Raw genomic sequence first — 18,079 nt, 5'->3', positions numbered from 1 at the left:
GGAACGTCCTGTGGGACGAGTTCCGGCCGCGACCGTCAACGACGTCTGCGCACCGCGACCCGCACGGCGACGGACGGTGCAACGGTCGAGACGAGTGCTCCCGCACCTACCCGTGCTGCGAGACGCGCGGTTCTCGCGATATCCGCCGAGGCGGGTGCCGGGCCGTCGCCCAGGGTCCCGCGATCCTCGACGACCCCGTGATAGACGTTCGCTCTCCTCGAGTGTGAGGCGCGCCACAACGGGCAATGCATGATCTTGCTCCTGGCATGCGGCGCGCTGCCTGCCGTCGGTTCAGAGGGGGCGTGACGGTTCGGAACCGGCAGCCACACGGTTCTGCAGGTCGCCGAGGATGTGCTTGGTCCACCCTTGCGAGCACGCGTCGTAGCACTCGAAACGGGGAACCAAGCCTGCGTGCGTGAATTGCACTCGGGTGCCGCCGTTTTCCTCCGTGATATCGAAGTCGACGGTGGTTCCCGTCCACTCGTCTGTGCTGTCGACGAACGAAAGGTGACTGTCGAGGACGAGCCAGGCCACCTTGTACGCCGGAGTCAGTTCGGTGATTCCGAACTTCGAGTAGTGGGCATCTGCCACGCTGTGGGTGAATTCGGCGCCGAGTCGGTCGGTCGTACCCTCGGTCTCACCCGGCCACCAACCCCGTACGTCGTTGATTGCCGCGAATACCTGCTCGGGTGTGCGGTCCGTCGAAAAGGTCAGTGTGAAATCGCCGTCCATGATCGCTCCTCCTGTTGTGCCGGTCGGATGATTTGCCCGGCCGGGCCAGCGAACTTGCGTGATGCAAGTCACGGTACGCACGGAACTATCATGATGCAATCCCCCTGAGTAGACTTTCGGCATGCTCGGCAGGACATACGACACCCAGGTCTGTTCGATAGCGCGCGCCCTCGAAATCGTGGGTGAACGCTGGAGTCTTCTCATCGTTCGCGATGCGCTGTTCGCCGGCGTCACGCGGTTCACCGACCATCAGCACAACCTCGGGATCGCGCCGAACGTTCTCAAATCCCGCCTCGATACCCTCCTCGATGCCGGACTCATGGAGCGCCGGCTGTACTCCGAGAATCCGGAACAGTACGAATACCTGCTGACTGCCAAAGGTCGCGACCTCGCTCCCGCGCTGATCGCGCTCACGGAATGGGGAGACCGGTGGGCGAGTCCGGGTGAGCCGCCGATCCTGTACCGCCACAACGCGTGTGGCGCGGAGGTTCATCAGGAACTCGTCTGCGACGAATGCGGCCGCATCGGCCCAGGCGACGTCGCGGTCCGGCCCGGCGGCGGTATGCCCGCGGAGTATCTCGCGAATCGCAGACCGCGGCGCACTGCCTGAAGGTCGCGTCCTCGCGGCTTCTCGGCACTTCTGCACGGTTGCACCCGCACGGTTTGACATCCGAGGGGTGAACACCGTTCACTCACCGGGGTGAACAATGTTCACCCCGGTGGAAGGAGACGGATGGACGGCGTGGAGACAGAGCGGCGGAGGAAACCTGCGTCGAGCGGCACGATCACAGCGCTGCTGAGCCTGGCGGGACTCGTTGCGGCACTCCAGACCACACTGGTCATCCCGTTGTTGCCCGACTTTCCGGAACTTCTCGACGTCTCCGGTGGCGACGCGACCTGGCTGGTCACCATCACTCTGCTGACCGGCGCCGTGGCCACACCGATCGTCTCCCGGCTGGCCGACATGTACGGCAAGCGGCGAATGATGGTGCTGGCACTGTCGATGATGGTCGTGGGATCCTTGATCGCCGCGCTCGGCGGGAGCTATCTCGCCGTGCTCATCGGCCGTGCCCTGCAGGGATTCTCGTCCGCGTTGATTCCTGTCGCGATGGCCGTGCTCCGCGATGTGCTTCCGCGTGAGAAGGTTGCCGGCGCGGTCGCGCTGACGAGTTCGACGATGGGAATCGGTGGCGCACTGGGACTTCCTGCGGCGGGCGTACTGTACGACGCCTTCGGCTGGGCGTCGGTCTTCTGGGTGTCGGCAACCAGCGGTTGCCTGCTCCTGCTCGGAATCCTTTTCGTCGTCCCTGCGTCGGCCACCGGTACCCGCAAACGCTTCGACATCGTCGGCGCGATCCTGCTCTCTGCGGCGCTGACAGCATTTCTGCTCGGGATCTCCAAGGGCCCGGCCTGGGGGTGGTCGAGCCCGCAGACCGCCGCGAGTCTCGTCGTCGCTGTTGCCGTTCTGGCTCTCTGGGTACCGCACGAATTGCGCGTTCCCGCACCGATGGTCGACCTCCGGGTTTCCATGTATCGCCCCGTGCTGCTGACCAACATCGCCGGGTTGTTCGTCGGGTTCGCGGCCTACGCGAACACGCTGTCGACGACCCAGCAGTTGCAACTTCCCGAGATTACCGGCTTCGGATTCGGGCTCAGTGCGGCAGCGGCCGGGCTGTGTATGGTGCCGGGAGGTATCGCGATGCTGATCTTCTCGCCGCTGTCGGCGAGGATGACCACCCGGTTCGGTGGGCGCGCCACCCTTGTCACCGCGACTCTCGTCATGACGGCGTCCTACGCATTCCGTATCGCGTTCGACGACACGGTGTTTCTGATCATCGTCGGTTCCGTCCTGGTCAGCATCGGCAACGCCATGGCCTACGCGACAATGCCGGCGCTGATCATGGCGGCGGTTCCTCTGACGGAGACGGCCGCAGCCAACGGTCTCAACAGTCTGCTCCGGACGATCGGATCGTCGGGTATGAGTGCGGTGGTCGCCGCGCTGCTGACCGGGCTCACCGTCGAACTGGCGGGACGGTCCTTCCCCTCGCACGGTGCCATTGTGGCGATGTTCGTGATCGCCGGTGGCTCGACGTTCTTGGCTACGCTGGCTGCTGTGTTCCTTCCGAAGCAGCGATCCGCGCGCCCCACACCGGTGGAGCCTGTGCCGACCTCGGCCGGATCATGACTTCCGGGCACATCGGAGTTCCCCGCCCGGGATCCGGCACCGGTGAACGAAGCACCCGTGAGGTCATCCTCGATACCGCCAGAACCTTGTTCGCGGAACGTGGTTTCAGTGGAACCACGATCAGAGATGTTGCCCAAGCTTCGGGCGTCTCACCGGCGCTCGTGATGAAGCTGACCGGCAGCAAGGCCGAACTGTTCCAGGCTGCTGCGCCGGACACGCCGGGCCTCGGGGATCTCGCACATCCGGACGAATCGCTCGGCTGCAGTATGGTGCGTGCCCTCGTCGAGCGACGCGACTCCGGGGACTACGAATTCTGGGCAGTGGCAACGTCTCTCGTTCAGGAAGCACCGGATCCGGAGGTCGCCCGTCGAGAACTGGTAGCGCGCGTCGTGCCGCGGATCGCGAAGACGATCGGCGAGCATTCGGAGGGGCTGGTGCGGTCGCGGCTCATCGTGACGCTTCTGCTCGGACTTGCCAACGGACTGCGCACCTTCGAGGTGCTCACCGCGGATGTGATGGGCAGCGAAGAACTCATCGAGACCTACGGTGCACTCGTCCAGGAAGTCATCGACTCCGTCCGGTGAGCCGCAGCAGTAACGACGAGATGGGCTCGAGCACTTCTTCGCCCGACCCCACCGCCCAATCCACATCGGTGGCAACGAGCCGATAGCCCTTCAGCTTTCGCTTCGCATGGAACGGGAAGCCCATCGACCAGACGTGGTCGGCGCCGGCACGTGCCGCGCCGACGGGCATCGGGTGATCGATGCCGAGTGGTATCGCGATGTCCTGTTCGTGTACCAGGACATCGACGAGGGTGTTCCGGTGATCGGTGAATGCGGGCAGTCGGTGCGAGTCGGCATGCTCGCGTAGTTCCGTCACGAGCTGAGCGTTTGTGCGGTTCTCGGCGTAACGCACCGCCAGGTCGTGATTCATCCGATCGAAACTGCCCCGCGCACGGATTCCTTCTCGGAACATCGTGGGAACGGAAGGCGGTTGCGGTGCCAGGGCGAGATGTGCCGCGACATCCCGGATGCGCCACCCGTCGGCGAGAGACGATGTTCTCCATTGTTCTTCGGTGAGTGTTGCGAGCATATCCGCGGTTGCGCGGCGTTCGTCGGCGATGACGTTCCAAGATTGTTCGGCGTCCATGACACACCTCGAATTGGTAAGATTCTCATACTATTGTGCGTCTGCCGTAATGGTGCGTCAAGGGGTTCCATGAACGAAAAGAAAGCCGGGAGAGCACCCGCCGACAATCTGGGACTGCTGCTCTTCATTCCGTACCGGGCGCTCGAGAACCGCGTCCTCGCTGCTCTTCGGGACGGGGGCTTCGACGATCTCTCCCTGGCCCAGGCGCGCGTGTTCCAGCGCCTGCAACCCGAGGGCTCACGCATCACCGAGTTGGCGGTCGCAGCGCAGATCACCAAGCAGACCGCCGGATTTCTCGTGGACGGACTCGAACGGGCGGGTTATGTCACGCGGGTGCCCGACCCGCGGGATGCCCGGGCCAAACTCGTCCGGATCGCCGAACGGGGACACCGTGCCGTCGTCGTCGCGTCGCGCGCGGTCGCCGACGTCGAGGAGGAATGGAAAACCCACCTCGGCGAAGACCGCACAGCCCGACTACGCGAAATCCTGACGGACCTCCGGGAGATCACCGACCTCCGAGGGCGGTGACGCACCGACCGCCGCGACGAACCGACCGCCGCGACGAACCACGTGCAGGTGCTGTCAGGGTGCGCTCGGCGACTGGGCGGCCCTGGCGCGGCCCGTCAGATCCGCGAGCGTCAAACGGTGCCGCGGTTCCTGCTCGGCGATCATCGTTCGAGACACCTCCTGATGGGGGCCGACGTGCAGGAGTTCTCCCGACGCCAGCGATTCCCACCCGGGGTCCTCGTCCATCCGCTCGGTGGCGACCACGACCGCGGGTGCGGACGACAGGTCGCCCGACCGGGCGCGCACGGTCCCGGCGGCACTCGCGTGCTCGAGATGACGACCTCCGCTCGGGCCGCCCGACTGCCGCTGCAGAACCAGCAGGTCGTGGGTGTCGGGATACCGGAACGCCCACATCTCCTCTGCGCTGACCAGCACGAAGTTCAGCGACAGGATCCGCAGCCGGTCCGCCATCCATCCGACCGCCGAGGCGATCCCCGCGCCGACATCACCGTCGTGTTCGTCGATGTGCCGGGTGATCAGCGCGAAGTACCGTTCCGAATCGGTGTCACCGTGCACGAGTTGCCGGTAGTCGCCGAGTTCGGCCTCCAACACCGGCAGGTCTTCGATCACCCCGTTGTGAGCGAACAGCCGGCCGTTCTGCTCGAACGGATGAGTATTGGCCGGAACTGTCCCGCCGGTCGTCGCATACCGGACGTGGGCGACGAACGTCCGGGACACCCGTTCCTTGGCTTCGAGGGCGAACTGCCGGTCTTCGTAGGCGGCGATCGGTTGTTTCTCGACCAGCGGTGTGTCGTCGTCCGTGAAGCTACCGAGACCGGTTCCGTCGGGCATTCGGCGACTCTGCTGGGCCAGACTGTCCTCGGCGTCGATGAGCCAGAAAGTGGCGTGCACGCGGTGCGGCGCTGCGGACATCCCGAACAGTCGGCACATGCCGTCGTCCTCTCCCTCGAGGCAGGATCCTCACCCAGTATGACCACGACGAGAGCGCTCCCGGGCTCGTTCCACGCCGAAAAACCGGGGGTGCCGACGTAGGACCGCGCGTCCGGAACCGCGCCTCGCAGCCCGACGGGACTTCGGGATCGGGGCTACCGTGAGAGAAACGAAGGGGAGCAAATGCGTATACGCGACAAGGTATTCGTCGTCACCGGTGGCGGCAACGGAATCGGACGAGACGTCGTCCTCGAGCTTCTGGTGCGCGGGGCGCGAGTCGCGGCGGTCGATCTTCGCAGCGAGGGCCTCGACGGCACCCGGGTCCTCGCACCCGCGGCCGGCGACCGGCTGACCACGCACACGGTGGACGTGTCGGACCGGAACGCCGTCGAAGCGCTCGTCGGCGAGGTCACCGCCGCCCACGGGCAGGTGGACGGGATCGCCAATGTCGCCGGAATCATCCAGCACTTCGTGCCCTTCGCCGAACTGTCCTACGACGAGATGGCCAAGGTGATGGACGTGAACTACTGGGGTGTCGTGCACACCTGCAATGCGTTCCTCCCCGCGCTGCTGGAACGCCCCGAGGCAAGCGTGCTCAACGTGTCGAGCATGGGAGGTCTCGCACCGGTTCCGGGGCAGTCCGTGTACGGGGCCAGCAAAGCTGCGGTCAAGCTCCTGACGGAGGGGTTGTATGCCGAGCTTCGCACCACGAATGTGGCAGTGACTCTGGTCTTTCCGGGCGCGGTCCGTACCGGCATCGCCGAGAACTCGGGTGCGGCCATCCCCGGCCGCGACACCGATTCGGAGGCCGCAAAGATCACCACGTCCGCCGCGGCGGCGCTGCGCATCGCCGATGCCATCGAAAAGGGCACATTCCGCGTGTGCATCGGCAAGGACGCGACGATGATCGACTTGCTGTCCCGGCTGATGCCGCGCCGCACGATCGAAATGGTGGCGAAAAGAATGGCGTCGCTCGTCGATCACTGACCCAGTGGTCGCGGCGGGCCGGTCCCCGGAGTGCCGGTCCTAGGACTCTTCCTTGCCGGATTTTTCGGTCTCCGTGGCCGGACCCGCAGGCGTAGCCCCACCCTCGGTGGTCCACTCCGTCGACTCGCCCTCCGTGGAGCGCGCGGGATCGGACACGACGTCTGGCGCCGCGTCGTCACTGCCGTGTTCGGTCGACGTGGTTTCGGGGTCCTTGTGGTCGGCCACTGCATGCTCCTTCGTCGGGATGTTCGCGACGGGTACCCACATCGGTGGTGCTCAATCGCCGGTGTGGAACACGGCCGTGCCGGGTATCGAAGACAAGAGCCCGACGACGGACGGAGGCAACCGTGTCCGACCAGGACCCGAACCGGATGCAGCATCCCGGAGAACTACACCCGATTCCCCCGCTCGAGCAACAGCCCGAGGTCGGTTACCCCGGCGCCACCGACGAACTCGTGGCTGCTCCCGACCACGGTGAACAGAGCTACCGGGGTGCCGGAAAACTGCTCGGCCGCCGCGCATTGATCACCGGCGGGGACTCGGGTATCGGGCGCGCCGTAGCTCTCGCCTTCGCGCGAGAAGGCGCGGACGTCGTTTTCTGTCATCTCCCTGAAGAGGCTCAGGACGGCCGGGACACCGCCGACCTCATCGAAGCAGCGGGGCGGCGCTCCGTGGCTGTACCAGGGGACATCCGGGAAGAAGGCTTCTGCCGCCGACTTGTCGAGACGACCGTCTCCGAGTTCGGCGGGATCGACATCCTCGTCAACAATGCCGCATACCAGCACCTGGTGCCCGGGGGGATCGCGGACATCACCACGGAGCAGTTCGACCGGGTGATGAAGACGAACCTGTACGCACTGTTCTGGTTGTCGAAATACGCTGTGGCAGAGATGGATCCGGGATCGACGATCGTCAACACCACATCGATTCAGGCCGTCAATCCCTCGCCCGGCCTGCTCGACTACGCCACCACGAAAGCCGGCATCGTCGACTTCACCAAAGGTCTCGCGTCGGATGTCGCGAGCAAGGGAATTCGGGTCAATGCTGTTGCGCCCGGTCCCATCTGGACACCGCTGATTCCGGCGACCATGCCGAAGGGCGCTTACGCGCAGTTCGGCAAGGATGTTCCGCTGGGCCGTCCGGGACAGCCCGCGGAACTGGCTCCCGCATACGTCTTCCTCGCCTCGCAGGACTCGAGTTACATCACGGGCGAGACCATCGCGGTTACCGGAGGGGTGCCGTTCACCTGAGAAGAGGTACCCCGGCGTGCCGGGGTACCTCGCCTCCTGTTCGGTGAGACTGCCTATTCGGTGACACTGCGAGTTGGTGGCTGAGCATCGTCGTTGTGCAACTCCCCGACTTCCGATTTGAGGATCCGCAGCGACCTGCCGAGGCCCCGAGCCGCGTCGGGGAGTTTTTTCGATCCGAAGAGAACAAGCAGGACCACGGCCACGATCGCCCAGTGCGCCGGGCTCATCGCACCCATCAGCGAGCCGTCCCGTCTTCCGGGTACACCGCGTCGACCTCGACCTCGACGAGCCAGCCCGGAACGGGAAGGCTGCCGACCTCGAGCGCGAATCTCGTCGGCCGGGCCGCGTTCCGTTCGAGCGGCGCCGCCGGTTCGGCGGTTCCCAGCGGCACCAGTTCGGTGTCGCCCGTCTCCAGGTTGGTGTTCGCGAAGAACTGCCGGTAGGCACGATTCCAACCGGCGTAGTCCGCTCGGTCGGTTCCGGGAGCATTATCGAGGAACACCCGCATCGTCGTCACGTCCGCGAGGGTGAGGCCCTGAGCCTCCAGGTTGGCACGGATGTTCCGCAACACGTTGACTCCCTGAGCTTCCGTGAGAGTCACGCCCTCCGGCAAGACACCCTCGGAGAACTGCGAGTCGATATACGACTCGGGACTTCCCTGCGGTGCGGCCATGTTCGCCGCTGTCGGGCCCAGACCGCTGGACTTGTACATCGTCGCACCGGATCTGATGGTGACGCCTTGGGCGATCATGGGATTGGCTTCGCCCGGCTCGAGCACTGCCTGTGCGACAGCGGCCGGCTCGGTGGACGCTGCGGCCTCGTCGCCGCCGGACGAGCAGCCGGTAAGGACAGTCGCGGTGGTCGCCAGACTCGCGGCCAGCGCCGCGGCTCGGAAGGTGGTGCGTTTCATGACTGCTCCTGGTCGTGGGTGGGTCAGGCTGTGGCGACGCGCTGGTGCAGCGCGGTGACGACGTTGCGGGCGGACGTGAAGGCCCCGTGCTGCCATGCGATCGCATTCGACAGGTGGTCTCCTGCGAAGTAGATGCGGTCCACCGGTTCGAGTAGCAATTCGTATTCGGGTGTGGCGGAGCCGCCGTGGGAATCACCGGCACCACTCCAGTTGGTCCAGGCACCCTCGGAGTACTTCATCCGGCGCCAGCTACCGGAGAAGGACGAGGCGATATCGCGACCGTACTTCTCGCCGTGGATGGACATGCCCTCGGCCACCGCCTTGTCGAGACGTTGTTTGGGGGTAAGGGACTCGAAGGCGAGGTGCTTCCTGCCGCTCGTGTAGTACCCGACGACGACACCCCGGTCCGAGCCGTAATGGTCGTACGGGAACATGATCTGCGTGATGTCCTTGTCGGTGTTCGAGGCGCCGCCGTAGATGCGATCCTCGGTCTCCCACCAGCGTCGCGTGTACTCGATGCCGAGCTTGCCTGCCGACGCGGGGACGGCTGCCGACAGCGCTTTCAGGACCTCGGCGGGAAGATTGTTGTCGAATCGTCCGATCAGGTTGGGCGGGACGGTGCAGATGCAGTAGTCGGCGGTGATCGACTTCCGTGCGCCGTCCTGCGTGTATTCGACGGTGACTCCGTCGGGGACGTTCTTCATCGCCGTCACCTCGGCACCGAACTTGATCTTGTCGGTACCGATCTTGTCTCGGAAGGCGTAGTAGATCCGGTCCATACCGCCCACCGGGGTCATCATCATCGTCGCCTGGTCGTAGCCGAACTCGAAACTGAAGTTGCGCCCGAGTCCGGACCGGATGACGTCCGTCATTGCGAAAGGCTCGGTCTCGGTACCGAAATCCAGACCGCCGCCGGGTTCGGAGGAGTATCCCCGCCGGGACGAGCCGAGGTAGCGGCCGTCGCTGGACAGATCGCCGAAATCGCTCAGGAACTCGGACAGGGCAGCCTTGTCGTCGGGTGAGAGCACATCGTCGAGTGCTCCTCGCGACGCTGCCTTTTGGAGCAGTTCCGACATGTAGCCGTAGGTGTCTGCCTTCGCCGCCCGATACGTCACCGATTGCCCGGAGATCGGGGTGTCGCTCGTGTAGTTGACGAGGGTGTTCGCATTCTGGTTGCCGAACGGCTGGATCTCGACCCCGAGTTCACGGCAGTAGTCGAGGGTGATGTGACTCTGCGGGATGCGGGTGGCGCCCAGGTTGTAGTAGTGACCATCGGCGAACGTGCAGGTCTGAGGGTCTCCGCCGATCTCGATTTCCGTCGTGCCGCCGCGGATCGAGTAGACACGTCCACCCGGTCGGGTCCGCGCCTCGAGCACCGTGACGTTGTACCCACCCTTACCCAGCTCGTAGGCCGCACACAGACCCGCAGGCCCACCACCGAGCACCACCACCGACTGGTCACCAGGCGCTTTTCCGATGAGGTCGCCCATCGCCGGTGCCTGGAAACGGGTGGGTGTGGAGGCCACGGCGGGAGCCAGGCCGATCGTGGACATCGCTCCGTATGCCAGACCGACGCCACCGGTCATACCCAGACCTCGCATGAACGATCTTCTGGTGACGCTCAATTCACTGCTCCCCTCGCACTCGCGACCCGTCCTCCGGTTGCCGGGCGTCCTGTGCCCGCCGTCGTCGCTCGAGGAAATCGTGAAGTCGCCGTGCTTCCCCGTGGATACGGTTGGGCAAACGGTTCGGCTTCCACGAGTGAGAACGCCCGAACCGGGTTCTCTCACTCGATGAGACGGTGCGCGACCCGTGGCCGAAATATCCGGTTAACAGAGTGCGGGTACGGTCCTGCGCGGCCGGTCCGAGCGCGCCGGCGGGGTGGGAGGCATGATGGGGGAGACGTCGGCACTGGCGGATGCGATTGCGCGGTCGTTCGCGCACGGAGAGCCGGAACGCTCTGTGGTGTCGCCGCTTCGCGCGTTGGGTCGGAGACAACTCTCCGGGTGGGAGGTGCTCGCACAATCGGTTGCCACGACCGCTCCGGCGGCGTCGATGGTGTTGCTACCCGCGGCGATGCTGACTCATCATGCGCTCGTATCGGGTTTGGTCGCAGTGGTGGCCGCGACTGTCTTCATCACGATGATCGCTTGGTGCACCACGCAATTCACTCGGCGGATGGTTGCGTCGGGTGGGCTGTACGCGTTCGTCGCGAAAGGGCTCGGCCCGCGTGCCGCCCTCACCACAGGTGTCGCGATGGCGGTGAAATACCTCGGCAGCGGGGCATTGACCTTGTACCACGGAGGTCACGCGGTGATCGCGATCGCCGAACAATGCGGCGTCGAGATACGAGGTCCCGCGACCGCGGTCGTGTACCTCGGGATTGCCGCTGTCATCCTTGTGGCGTTGCTGCGAAGTGTCCGGTTCGCCGCCGTGGCGATTCTTGTGATCGAGGCGTCGTCACTGGTGTTCATCCTCGGAGTGATGACGATTCCCGGATCGGAAACTGTTTCCTTGGAACCGATTTCCGCAGGAGATGCCGGACTTCTCCTACCAATGGTCCTGTCTGCGCTCTTCGCGCTTGCCGGATTCGAGAGCGCCACCTTCGTCGCACCCGAGGCTCGGCGTCCAATGATCACCGTCACGCGCACGGTGATTGCGACGCCCGCGATCTGCGGAAGCTTGTTCGTCTTCGCGGGCTGGGCAGCGTGGAGCGGACACGCAGACACACTGGTCGGGGCCTACCTGCACGGAACCTCGACCGGGGTGAGCCCCGCAGTGGTTGCATTGCTGCACGTCGGGATGGCCTGCTCGTGGCTCGCATCCGCGATGGCGTCCTCGAATGCCGCATCGCGACTGCTGTATTCGATGGGCGTCGAAGGAGTACTCCCCCGTGCTCTCGGGGCGGTCCACCGACGGCACAGGACGCCGTGGCTGGCGCTGGGTACCACAGTCTCGGCCCTGGCTGTCGGCGCCGTGATCCTGGCGTTGCTGGGTGCAGTGCCTCACTGGGCAGGTGTCACCCTGCGTGTCGCTCTCCTCGTCGCCTACGTCATGGTTGCGGTGGCAGTCGTGGCGTTCCTCGCGCGCATTCGTGAGGCGACGGCCGCGGTCGCCTGGACGGCTCGGGTCGCGACCGTGCTCGGCACAGCGGTGACCGGATACATCGTGATCGGGCATGCTTTCGACGGACGGTTCGGGGCGGCGGGGGCACTGGTGGTCGTGCTCACCGTTCCGGCGTTCTGGTACCGGCATCTGCGCCGAAAGCGGCCGGCCAACCTCGCCGACGTCGGTCTGTTCGACAGTCCCGAATCGGAAGATGTGCTTCCCGGCGCGGGTGCGTTCGCCGAAACCGGCAGCGGGAGGGTTGCCCTTGTCGGATCAAATCACCCGAATGCGGTTCGGCGGTGAGCGGCCGCCCGGGCGTGCAGGGTGGGCACGAGCCCAGGGCCGTGCAGCGTGCCCTCGCCCTTCTCGAAGCCGTCGCAACTCTCGGTGCAGGTGCCTCGGCGCGGGATATCGCGGCGATGACCAAGACGCCGCCCGCGACCGCGTACCGCCTGCTCAATCTTCTCGTTGCCGACGGTTACCTCGTTCGGGTCGAGGATCTCTCGGGCTTCGCCCTCGGCCGGCGCACGCGTGAACTCGCATCGGCCGCGCCGGCGCCGGCCGAGAACGTCGATCCCGGCCCGGTTCTGGAAGAACTACGGGCGCAGGTCCGTTACGGCATCTACCTCGCGTCGTACACGGGTGGCCGAGTCCGCCTCGTCGACCGCGATCCCGACCACGAACTGTCCGGGGAGTCGACGTGGACGATGCACTTGCATGCCTCGGCGGTCGGCAAACTGCTCCTGGTCCAGCGACCCGAACTGATCGGAGATGGACCACTACGACGCATCACCGAGCGGACCAAGACAGAACCCGCCGAACTCATGGCGGAACTGGAAGAGGTGCGCGATGCCGATGCCGCCTGTGAGGTCGACGAAAGTCGAATAGGCCGGACGGCGCTCGCGGTTCCCCTACGTTCCGGGGACGGCCGACTGGCCGGTGCCCTGGTCGCGATCGGGCGCACCGGTCGACTCGGCGTGAACGATGCGACCGTCTGGGATCTTCTGCGGTCGTACGCCTCCCTGTTGCGGGCACCGCGGACGACCCCCTGAGATCCCGGCCGGGTGCCCGGACCTGCAATACCGCAGGCGCATTCTTGCTCCGTTCTGTGGGCCACGCTCACGTCGGGGGCGGGCCGGGGGAGTAGGGAACATTTCCCGCGCTGTTCTCGTCGATTCGGATGGCTCGACCGAGTTGCGGGAACGCGCGCTGCGCGCACGACGGCCGTTCGCAGACCTTGCACCCCGCCCCGATCGGCACAGTCGTGTCCGGGTCGTCGAGTCGAAGGCCGCGCGAATAGATCAGTTTGTCCGCATATGCGATGTCGCACCCGAGACCGATCGCGAAATCCCGCTTGGGTGCGAGATAGCCGGGAGTGCCCTCCTGTGTGGTGCGTGCGAGCCACAGGTACGTGCGTCCGTCCGGCATCTGCGCGACCTGCGTCATGATCCGTCCCGGCGCGGAGAACGCGTCGTGCACAACCCACAGGGGGCAACTTCCGCCGACACGTGAGAAGTGGAACGCGGTGGCGGACTGGCGTTTCGAGATGTTTCCGGCGCGGTCGGTGCGGACGAAGAAGAACGGGACGCCACGTCGGCCCGGCCGTTGGAGTGTCGAAAGCCGATGGCACACAGTTTCGAACCCCACCTCGAAGGTGGTGCCGAGCAGGTCGATGTCGTAGCGCAGCGATTCTGCGGCTTCCAGGAACGGTGTGTACGGCAGGATCAGGGCGCCTGCGAAGTAGTTCGCGAGCCCGATGCGGGCCAGGGCCCGGGACTGCTCGGGCAGTGAATCGGATTCCGCAACGATCGAGTCGATCGTCTCGGACTGGGTGAGGAATGCGAGTTGGGTGGCCAGTTGAAACGCGCGCCGGCCGGGGGACAAGCGGCGCGCCACCGTGAGAGTCCGTGTACCCGCGTCGAAGGAACGTTTCGGGCCGAGAAGATCGGGGGCGTCGGTTCGGATGTGGACGTCGATGCCGTGCTCGTCCCGCAGCAGTGCGGCGAGTTGCCGATCCAGGCTGCCGATGGTCAGGCGTCTCGACGTGAAGAGGTGCTCGGCGGCGTCGTCGAGTTGCGGGATGTGGTTGCGGCGATCGTAGAAGAAGTCGCGGACGTCCTCGTACGGCGTGCCGGAAGACGCCTCGGCGATGCCGCGGGAGGTGCCGGAGCCGAATTGTTCGAGTTGCTCGGTCACGCCGCGCAGTCGACGGTGCAAACCCACCAGCGTGCGCGCCGCCGCAGGATTTCGCGACAGCAACTCGTCGATCTCGGCTGCGGAAATGTCGGTGGTTTCAGGATTTTCGGTGAAGACCTCCTGGAGATCGGCGAGCAGGCGGGCGTCGCTGTCGGCGGCGAAGAACGCCATGTCGAGATCGAATGTGGCATTCAGGCGGAGCAGTACCGGAACGGTGAGCGGCCGTTGGTCGTTCTCGAGCTGGTTGACGTAGCTGGTCGACAGCCCGAGTGTCTTCGCGAGTGCAGTCTGGGTCAGGCTGCGTTCCTCCCGCAACCGTCGCAGACGGGCACCGGCGTACATCTTCTGCATGGCTGCAATGTAACAGCCGGACGTGTACGCAATTTACGCAAGTTTGCAACTTCGATTACGCAAAAGTATTCCTCTGCAAGGCATTTCGATTTTCCCCAACCGTGTGTAGCGTGCGAATAAACCAGCTCGCCACCGCTCGGAGGAAACACCGTGAAGTCTCATCTCGTACGCACCCACCGCTCGGCCGAAGACTTTCCGAAGGACCAGCACCTCGCGTGGAAGATCGCCGAAGTGGCCACCGATCCGGTGGAGGTGCCCGACGACACGACCGAGATGATCGTCAACCGGATCATCGACAACGCGGCCGTCGCGGCGGCGTCGGTCACTCGTCGTCCGGTCGCGAACGCTCGCGCGCAGGCGCTCGCCCATCCCTACTCGCCGGGCTCGACGGTATTCGGCGTCGGTACCAGTGTGTCGCCGGAGTGGGCGGCGTGGGCGAACGGTGTCGCCGTCCGTGAACTCGACTTTCACGACACGTTCCTGGCCGCCGAATACTCGCATCCCGGCGACAACATCCCGTCGATTCTCGCGGTTGCGCAGCACACCGGCAGGGGAGGCGCCGACCTGATCCGCGGCCTGGCGACCGGCTACGAGATCCAGGTGAACCTGGTGCGCGCAATCTGCCTGCACGAGCACAAGATCGACCACGTCGCACATCTCGGCCCGTCTGCGGCCGCAGGCATCGGTACGGTGCTCGGGCTGGGCACCGAGACCGTCTACCAGGCCATCGGACAGGCGTTGCACACCACGACTGCGACCCGCCAGTCCCGCAAGGGAGAGATCTCGAGCTGGAAGGCGTACGCACCCGCGTTCGCCGGCAAGATGGCGGTCGAAGCCGTCGACCGAGCCCTCCGCGGTGAGGGGGCCCCGGCACCGGTCTGGGAGGGTGAGGACGGCGTCATCGCGTGGTTGCTCGGCGGACCGGATGCCGAGTACCAGGTGCCGCTGCCGGGACCGGGCGAAGCCAAACGCGCGATCCTCGACACCTACACCAAGGAGCACTCCGCCGAGTATCAGAGCCAGGCGCCGATCGATCTCGCCCGCCGGATGCGGGACCGCATCGGCGATCTGGACCAGATCGCGTCGATCGTGCTGCATACGAGCCGCCACACGCACGTGGTGATCGGCACGGGTTCGGGTGATCCCCAGAAGTTCGATCCCGGTGCGAGCCGTGAGACCCTCGACCACTCGGTGATGTACATCTTCGCTGTCGCATTGCAGGACGGCACCTGGCACCACGAGCATTCCTATGCGGCCGAACGGGCGCAGCGTCCCGACACGGTCGAGCTGTGGAAGAAGATTTCGACAGCCGAGGACCCGGAGTGGACCCGGCGCTACCATTCCACGGATCCGAACGAGAAAGCGTTCGGTGCTCGTGCCGAGGTCACGCTGAAGAGCGGCGAAACGATTGTTGACGAACTCGCGATCGCGGACGCGCATCCGCTCGGCGCACGTCCCTTCGCGCGTGACCGATACATCGAGAAGTTCCGCACCCTCGCCGACGGCATCGTCGCGCCGGCAGAGCAGGAGCGCTTCCTCGAGGCCGCCCAGCGCACTCCCGAGCTGGCACCGGGAGAACTGGGCCGGCTCACCTTCACCGTCTCCCAGGATGTCCTCGCCCGCGCACCGAAGACGCCGAAGGGACTGTTCTGACATGACCGGACTCATCGCTGCGTCGACCTCGGCAGCCGACAAACGCGTCGCCCTTCGTGCCGCCCTGGAGTCGGACGCCATCACGCGACTCCCGGGTGCGGTCAACCCGCTGAGCGCCAAGCTGATCCAGGAGATCGGCTTCGAGGGTGTGTACGTCTCCGGCGGCGCGTTCGCTGCGGGACTCGGCCTGCCCGACATCGGGCTCACCACTCTCACCGAGGTCGTCGAACACGGCCGCCTGATCGCAGGTGTCACCGATCTGCCTGTGCTGATCGACGCCGACACCGGGTTCGGTGAACCCATGTCGGCGGCCCGCACCGTCCTTGCCGCCGAGGACGCCGGTCTCGCCGGACTGCATCTCGAGGACCAGGTCAACCCGAAACGCTGTGGGCATCTCGACGGCAAGGCCGTCGTGCCGACCGAAGAGATGGTGCGGCGCCTCCGCGCAGCGGTATCCGCGCGGCGAGACCCGAACTTCGTGATCTGTGCCCGCACGGACGCCGCAGGTATCGGGTTCGACGACGCCACCGGCAGGTCCGGCATCGATGCCGCGATCGAGCGAGCCGAGGCATACGCCGACGCCGGGGCGGACCTGATCTTCACCGAAGCCCTGCACAACGAAGGAGACTTCGCCAGATTCCGCGCCGCCGTGGATGTACCGCTGCTGGCCAACATGACGGAGTTCGGTAAGTCCGAACTGGTCCCGGCGCAGACCCTCGAGGATATCGGCTACAACGCCGTCATCTATCCCGTCACCACGCTGCGTCTGGCGATGGGGGCGATAGAAGCGGGCTTGCGCGAAATTCACGACAAGGGAACGCAGGAAGGGTTGCTCGACCGGATGCAGACCCGGTCCCGTCTGTACGAGGTGCTCGAGTATCAGCGCTACAACGAGTTCGATGCCGGAGTCTTCAGCTTCGCCCTGGGCAGGAGCCAATGATGTCCGAAACCGTAATCCCCACCATCCGCAAGGGTTTGGCGGGTGTCGTCGTCGACACCACGGCGATCTCCAAAGTTGTCCCGGAAACGAACTCGCTGACCTATCGCGGCTACGCAGTGCAGGATCTAGCGCAGCACTGCACGTTCGAGCAGGTCGCATATCTGCTGTGGAACGGGGAACTGCCCACTGACGCACAGCTCGAGCTGTTCAGTCAGCGCGAGCGCGCCAACCGCCGCGCGGATCGCTCCCTACTGTCGCTGGTGGCGAAGATGCCCGACAACTGTCACCCGATGGATGTGGTCCGCACCGCCATCAGCTGGCTGGGTGCGGAAGACCCCCAGGAGTGGGACAACGACCCGAAGGCCAATCGCGAGAAGGCACTTCGGATGATGGCACTGCTCCCGACCATCGTCGCGGCAGATCACCGGCGTCGCCGCGGCATGGACCCGATCATGCCGCACAGCCACCTCGGCTTCGCCGAGAACTTCCTGAACATGTGTTTCGGGAGAATTCCGGACCCGGAGATCGTGAAAGCGTTCGAGGTGTCCCTGATCCTCTACGCGGAGCACAGCTTCAACGCCTCGACGTTCGCGGCCCGCGTGGTCACCTCCACCCTGTCCGATATCTACAGCGCCGTCACCGCCGCGATCGGCACCCTCAAGGGCCCGCTGCACGGTGGTGCGAACGAAGCCGTCATGCACGACATGCTCGATATCGGTGAACCCGAGCGTGCCGAAGAGTGGCTGCGGGGCAAACTCGCCCGCAGGGAGAAGGCGATGGGTTTCGGCCACCGCGTGTACAAGAACGGTGATTCCAGGGTGCCGACGATGAAACAGGCATTCCTGGGCGTCGCGGGCAGGACCGGGGGTGAGAAGTGGGTGCGGATGTACGACGTCTTGGAGAAAACGATGGCCGACGCCACCGGCATCGAACCGAACCTCGACTTCCCCACCGGACCCACCTACTACCTCATGGGTTTCGACATCGAGATGTTCACGCCGATCTTCGTCATGAGCCGGATCACCGGATGGACCGCACACATCATCGAGCAGGGCCAGTCCAACGCTCTGATCCGGCCGCTCAGTGAATACACCGGCGTGCCACAACGCTCGGTGGTGGCCTGAGCTACTCCGTCTGGCGGGGACACTGCGTTTTCCGTC

At 65.4% G+C, this 18,079-nt stretch carries 18 protein-coding genes and 1 pseudogene; 11 read left to right on the top strand and 8 right to left on the bottom strand.

Annotation, left to right across the window (positions count from 1 at the left end; all coding sequences use genetic code 11):
* Positions 1-291: 291 nt before the first annotated feature.
* Positions 292-732, bottom strand: coding sequence for an SRPBCC family protein (locus AC0B44_RS09440; RefSeq protein ID WP_471902638.1), 441 nt, complete (start codon positions 730-732; stop codon positions 292-294).
* Between the two features lie 121 nt (positions 733-853).
* Here AC0B44_RS09440 and AC0B44_RS09435 point away from each other — a divergent pair, with 121 nt between their 5' ends.
* From AC0B44_RS09435 to AC0B44_RS09425, 3 genes are all read left to right on the top strand, one after another.
* Positions 854-1,342 (top strand): winged helix-turn-helix transcriptional regulator, encoded by a 489-nt coding sequence (locus AC0B44_RS09435; RefSeq protein WP_471902637.1) that lies wholly within the window; start codon positions 854-856, stop codon positions 1,340-1,342.
* Between the two features lie 123 nt (positions 1,343-1,465).
* Complete coding sequence (locus AC0B44_RS09430) at positions 1,466-2,917, top strand: MFS transporter (RefSeq protein ID WP_471902636.1); 1,452 nt, start codon at positions 1,466-1,468, stop codon at positions 2,915-2,917.
* The gene (locus AC0B44_RS09425; protein ID WP_471902635.1) at positions 2,914-3,501 is read left to right on the top strand and encodes a TetR/AcrR family transcriptional regulator; all 588 of its coding nucleotides are present in this window, start codon (positions 2,914-2,916) and stop codon (positions 3,499-3,501) included. Before AC0B44_RS09430 ends, AC0B44_RS09425 begins: the two co-directional genes overlap by 4 nt.
* Here the strand turns inward: AC0B44_RS09425 and AC0B44_RS09420 are convergent.
* Positions 3,482-4,066, bottom strand: coding sequence for a maleylpyruvate isomerase family mycothiol-dependent enzyme (locus tag AC0B44_RS09420; RefSeq protein ID WP_471902634.1), 585 nt, complete (start codon positions 4,064-4,066; stop codon positions 3,482-3,484). The genes AC0B44_RS09425 and AC0B44_RS09420 overlap by 20 nt on opposite strands.
* A 69-nt stretch (positions 4,067-4,135) precedes the next feature.
* On the opposite strand from AC0B44_RS09420, the gene AC0B44_RS09415 reads away from it, so the two are divergent.
* Entirely contained in the window at positions 4,136-4,594 is a 459-nt protein-coding gene (locus tag AC0B44_RS09415) for a MarR family winged helix-turn-helix transcriptional regulator (protein ID WP_471902633.1), read from the top strand.
* A 54-nt stretch (positions 4,595-4,648) separates the two neighbouring features.
* On the opposite strand, the gene AC0B44_RS09410 is transcribed toward AC0B44_RS09415, so the two are convergent.
* Positions 4,649-5,524, bottom strand: coding sequence for a class II glutamine amidotransferase (locus AC0B44_RS09410; protein WP_471902632.1), 876 nt, complete (start codon positions 5,522-5,524; stop codon positions 4,649-4,651).
* A 183-nt stretch (positions 5,525-5,707) separates the two neighbouring features.
* Between AC0B44_RS09410 and AC0B44_RS09405 the strand changes: the two genes are divergently transcribed.
* Positions 5,708-6,511 carry an SDR family NAD(P)-dependent oxidoreductase gene (locus tag AC0B44_RS09405; RefSeq protein WP_471902631.1) on the top strand — a complete coding sequence of 268 codons (804 nt, stop codon included), beginning with the start codon at positions 5,708-5,710 and terminating at the stop codon, positions 6,509-6,511.
* Positions 6,512-6,550: 39 nt separating this feature from the next.
* On the opposite strand, the gene AC0B44_RS09400 is transcribed toward AC0B44_RS09405, so the two are convergent.
* Complete coding sequence (locus AC0B44_RS09400; RefSeq protein ID WP_471902630.1) at positions 6,551-6,736, bottom strand: hypothetical protein; 186 nt, start codon at positions 6,734-6,736, stop codon at positions 6,551-6,553.
* Between the two features lie 146 nt (positions 6,737-6,882).
* On the opposite strand from AC0B44_RS09400, the gene AC0B44_RS09395 reads away from it, so the two are divergent.
* Complete coding sequence (locus AC0B44_RS09395; protein ID WP_471902703.1) at positions 6,883-7,761, top strand: SDR family oxidoreductase; 879 nt, start codon at positions 6,883-6,885, stop codon at positions 7,759-7,761.
* A 56-nt stretch (positions 7,762-7,817) separates the two neighbouring features.
* Here AC0B44_RS09395 and tatA read toward each other — a convergent pair.
* The 3 genes and pseudogenes from tatA to AC0B44_RS09380 all read right to left on the bottom strand — a co-directional run.
* Positions 7,818-7,997, bottom strand: a pseudogene (gene tatA / locus AC0B44_RS09390) (Sec-independent protein translocase subunit TatA); the annotation flags it as partial.
* Entirely contained in the window at positions 7,997-8,671 is a 675-nt protein-coding gene (locus AC0B44_RS09385) for a Rid family hydrolase (RefSeq protein ID WP_471902629.1), read from the bottom strand. The gene AC0B44_RS09385 and the pseudogene tatA, both read right to left, overlap by 1 nt.
* A 23-nt stretch (positions 8,672-8,694) precedes the next feature.
* A complete protein-coding gene (locus tag AC0B44_RS09380) occupies positions 8,695-10,272 on the bottom strand; it encodes a flavin monoamine oxidase family protein (RefSeq protein ID WP_471902628.1) in 1,578 nt (525 codons plus the stop codon).
* A gap of 289 nt (positions 10,273-10,561) precedes the next feature.
* Between AC0B44_RS09380 and AC0B44_RS09375 the strand changes: the two genes are divergently transcribed.
* Positions 10,562-12,082, top strand: coding sequence for an APC family permease (locus tag AC0B44_RS09375; protein ID WP_471902627.1), 1,521 nt, complete (start codon positions 10,562-10,564; stop codon positions 12,080-12,082).
* Positions 12,079-12,831 (top strand): IclR family transcriptional regulator, encoded by a 753-nt coding sequence (locus AC0B44_RS09370; RefSeq protein WP_471902626.1) that lies wholly within the window; start codon positions 12,079-12,081, stop codon positions 12,829-12,831. The genes AC0B44_RS09375 and AC0B44_RS09370 overlap by 4 nt, the downstream gene beginning before the upstream one ends.
* Positions 12,832-12,898: 67 nt before the next feature.
* Here AC0B44_RS09370 and AC0B44_RS09365 read toward each other — a convergent pair whose 3' ends face one another.
* A complete protein-coding gene (locus AC0B44_RS09365) occupies positions 12,899-14,326 on the bottom strand; it encodes a short-chain fatty acyl-CoA regulator family protein (protein WP_471902625.1) in 1,428 nt (475 codons plus the stop codon).
* Between the two features lie 150 nt (positions 14,327-14,476).
* Between AC0B44_RS09365 and prpD the strand changes: the two genes are divergently transcribed.
* From prpD to AC0B44_RS09350, 3 genes are read left to right on the top strand one after another with little or no spacing between them, the layout of a single operon-like run.
* A complete protein-coding gene (prpD, locus tag AC0B44_RS09360; RefSeq protein ID WP_471902624.1) occupies positions 14,477-15,979 on the top strand; it encodes a 2-methylcitrate dehydratase PrpD in 1,503 nt (500 codons plus the stop codon).
* A gap of 1 nt (position 15,980) precedes the next feature.
* On the top strand, positions 15,981-16,919 hold the full coding sequence (gene prpB / locus AC0B44_RS09355) for a methylisocitrate lyase (RefSeq protein WP_471902623.1): 939 nt from the start codon (positions 15,981-15,983) through the stop codon (positions 16,917-16,919).
* The gene (locus tag AC0B44_RS09350) at positions 16,919-18,043 is read left to right on the top strand and encodes a bifunctional 2-methylcitrate synthase/citrate synthase (protein WP_471902622.1); all 1,125 of its coding nucleotides are present in this window, start codon (positions 16,919-16,921) and stop codon (positions 18,041-18,043) included. The genes prpB and AC0B44_RS09350 overlap by 1 nt, the downstream gene beginning before the upstream one ends.
* Positions 18,044-18,079: the final 36 nt, after the last annotated feature.

Source organism: Rhodococcus sp. NPDC019050, assembly GCF_055664235.1.
The sequence above is the reverse complement of the archived record's forward strand: the minus strand, read 5'-3'. Positions and strand labels throughout refer to the sequence as shown.

Excerpts from the sequence above, each read along its gene's own strand:
- AC0B44_RS09440 (WP_471902638.1), bottom strand. The coding sequence starts at position 732 with ATGGACGGCGATTTCACACTGACCTTTTCGACGGACCGCACACCCGAG.
- AC0B44_RS09435 (WP_471902637.1), top strand. The coding sequence starts at position 854 with ATGCTCGGCAGGACATACGACACCCAGGTCTGTTCGATAGCGCGCGCC.
- AC0B44_RS09430 (WP_471902636.1), top strand. The coding sequence starts at position 1,466 with ATGGACGGCGTGGAGACAGAGCGGCGGAGGAAACCTGCGTCGAGCGGC.
- AC0B44_RS09425 (WP_471902635.1), top strand. The coding sequence starts at position 2,914 with ATGACTTCCGGGCACATCGGAGTTCCCCGCCCGGGATCCGGCACCGGT.
- AC0B44_RS09420 (WP_471902634.1), bottom strand. The coding sequence starts at position 4,066 with ATGGACGCCGAACAATCTTGGAACGTCATCGCCGACGAACGCCGCGCA.
- AC0B44_RS09415 (WP_471902633.1), top strand. The coding sequence starts at position 4,136 with ATGAACGAAAAGAAAGCCGGGAGAGCACCCGCCGACAATCTGGGACTG.
- AC0B44_RS09410 (WP_471902632.1), bottom strand. The coding sequence starts at position 5,524 with ATGTGCCGACTGTTCGGGATGTCCGCAGCGCCGCACCGCGTGCACGCC.
- AC0B44_RS09405 (WP_471902631.1), top strand. The coding sequence starts at position 5,708 with ATGCGTATACGCGACAAGGTATTCGTCGTCACCGGTGGCGGCAACGGA.
- AC0B44_RS09395 (WP_471902703.1), top strand. The coding sequence starts at position 6,883 with ATGCAGCATCCCGGAGAACTACACCCGATTCCCCCGCTCGAGCAACAG.
- AC0B44_RS09385 (WP_471902629.1), bottom strand. The coding sequence starts at position 8,671 with ATGAAACGCACCACCTTCCGAGCCGCGGCGCTGGCCGCGAGTCTGGCG.
- AC0B44_RS09380 (WP_471902628.1), bottom strand. The coding sequence starts at position 10,272 with ATGCGAGGTCTGGGTATGACCGGTGGCGTCGGTCTGGCATACGGAGCG.
- AC0B44_RS09375 (WP_471902627.1), top strand. The coding sequence starts at position 10,562 with ATGATGGGGGAGACGTCGGCACTGGCGGATGCGATTGCGCGGTCGTTC.
- AC0B44_RS09365 (WP_471902625.1), bottom strand. The coding sequence starts at position 14,326 with ATGCAGAAGATGTACGCCGGTGCCCGTCTGCGACGGTTGCGGGAGGAA.
- prpB (WP_471902623.1), top strand. The coding sequence starts at position 15,981 with ATGACCGGACTCATCGCTGCGTCGACCTCGGCAGCCGACAAACGCGTC.
- AC0B44_RS09350 (WP_471902622.1), top strand. The coding sequence starts at position 16,919 with ATGTCCGAAACCGTAATCCCCACCATCCGCAAGGGTTTGGCGGGTGTC.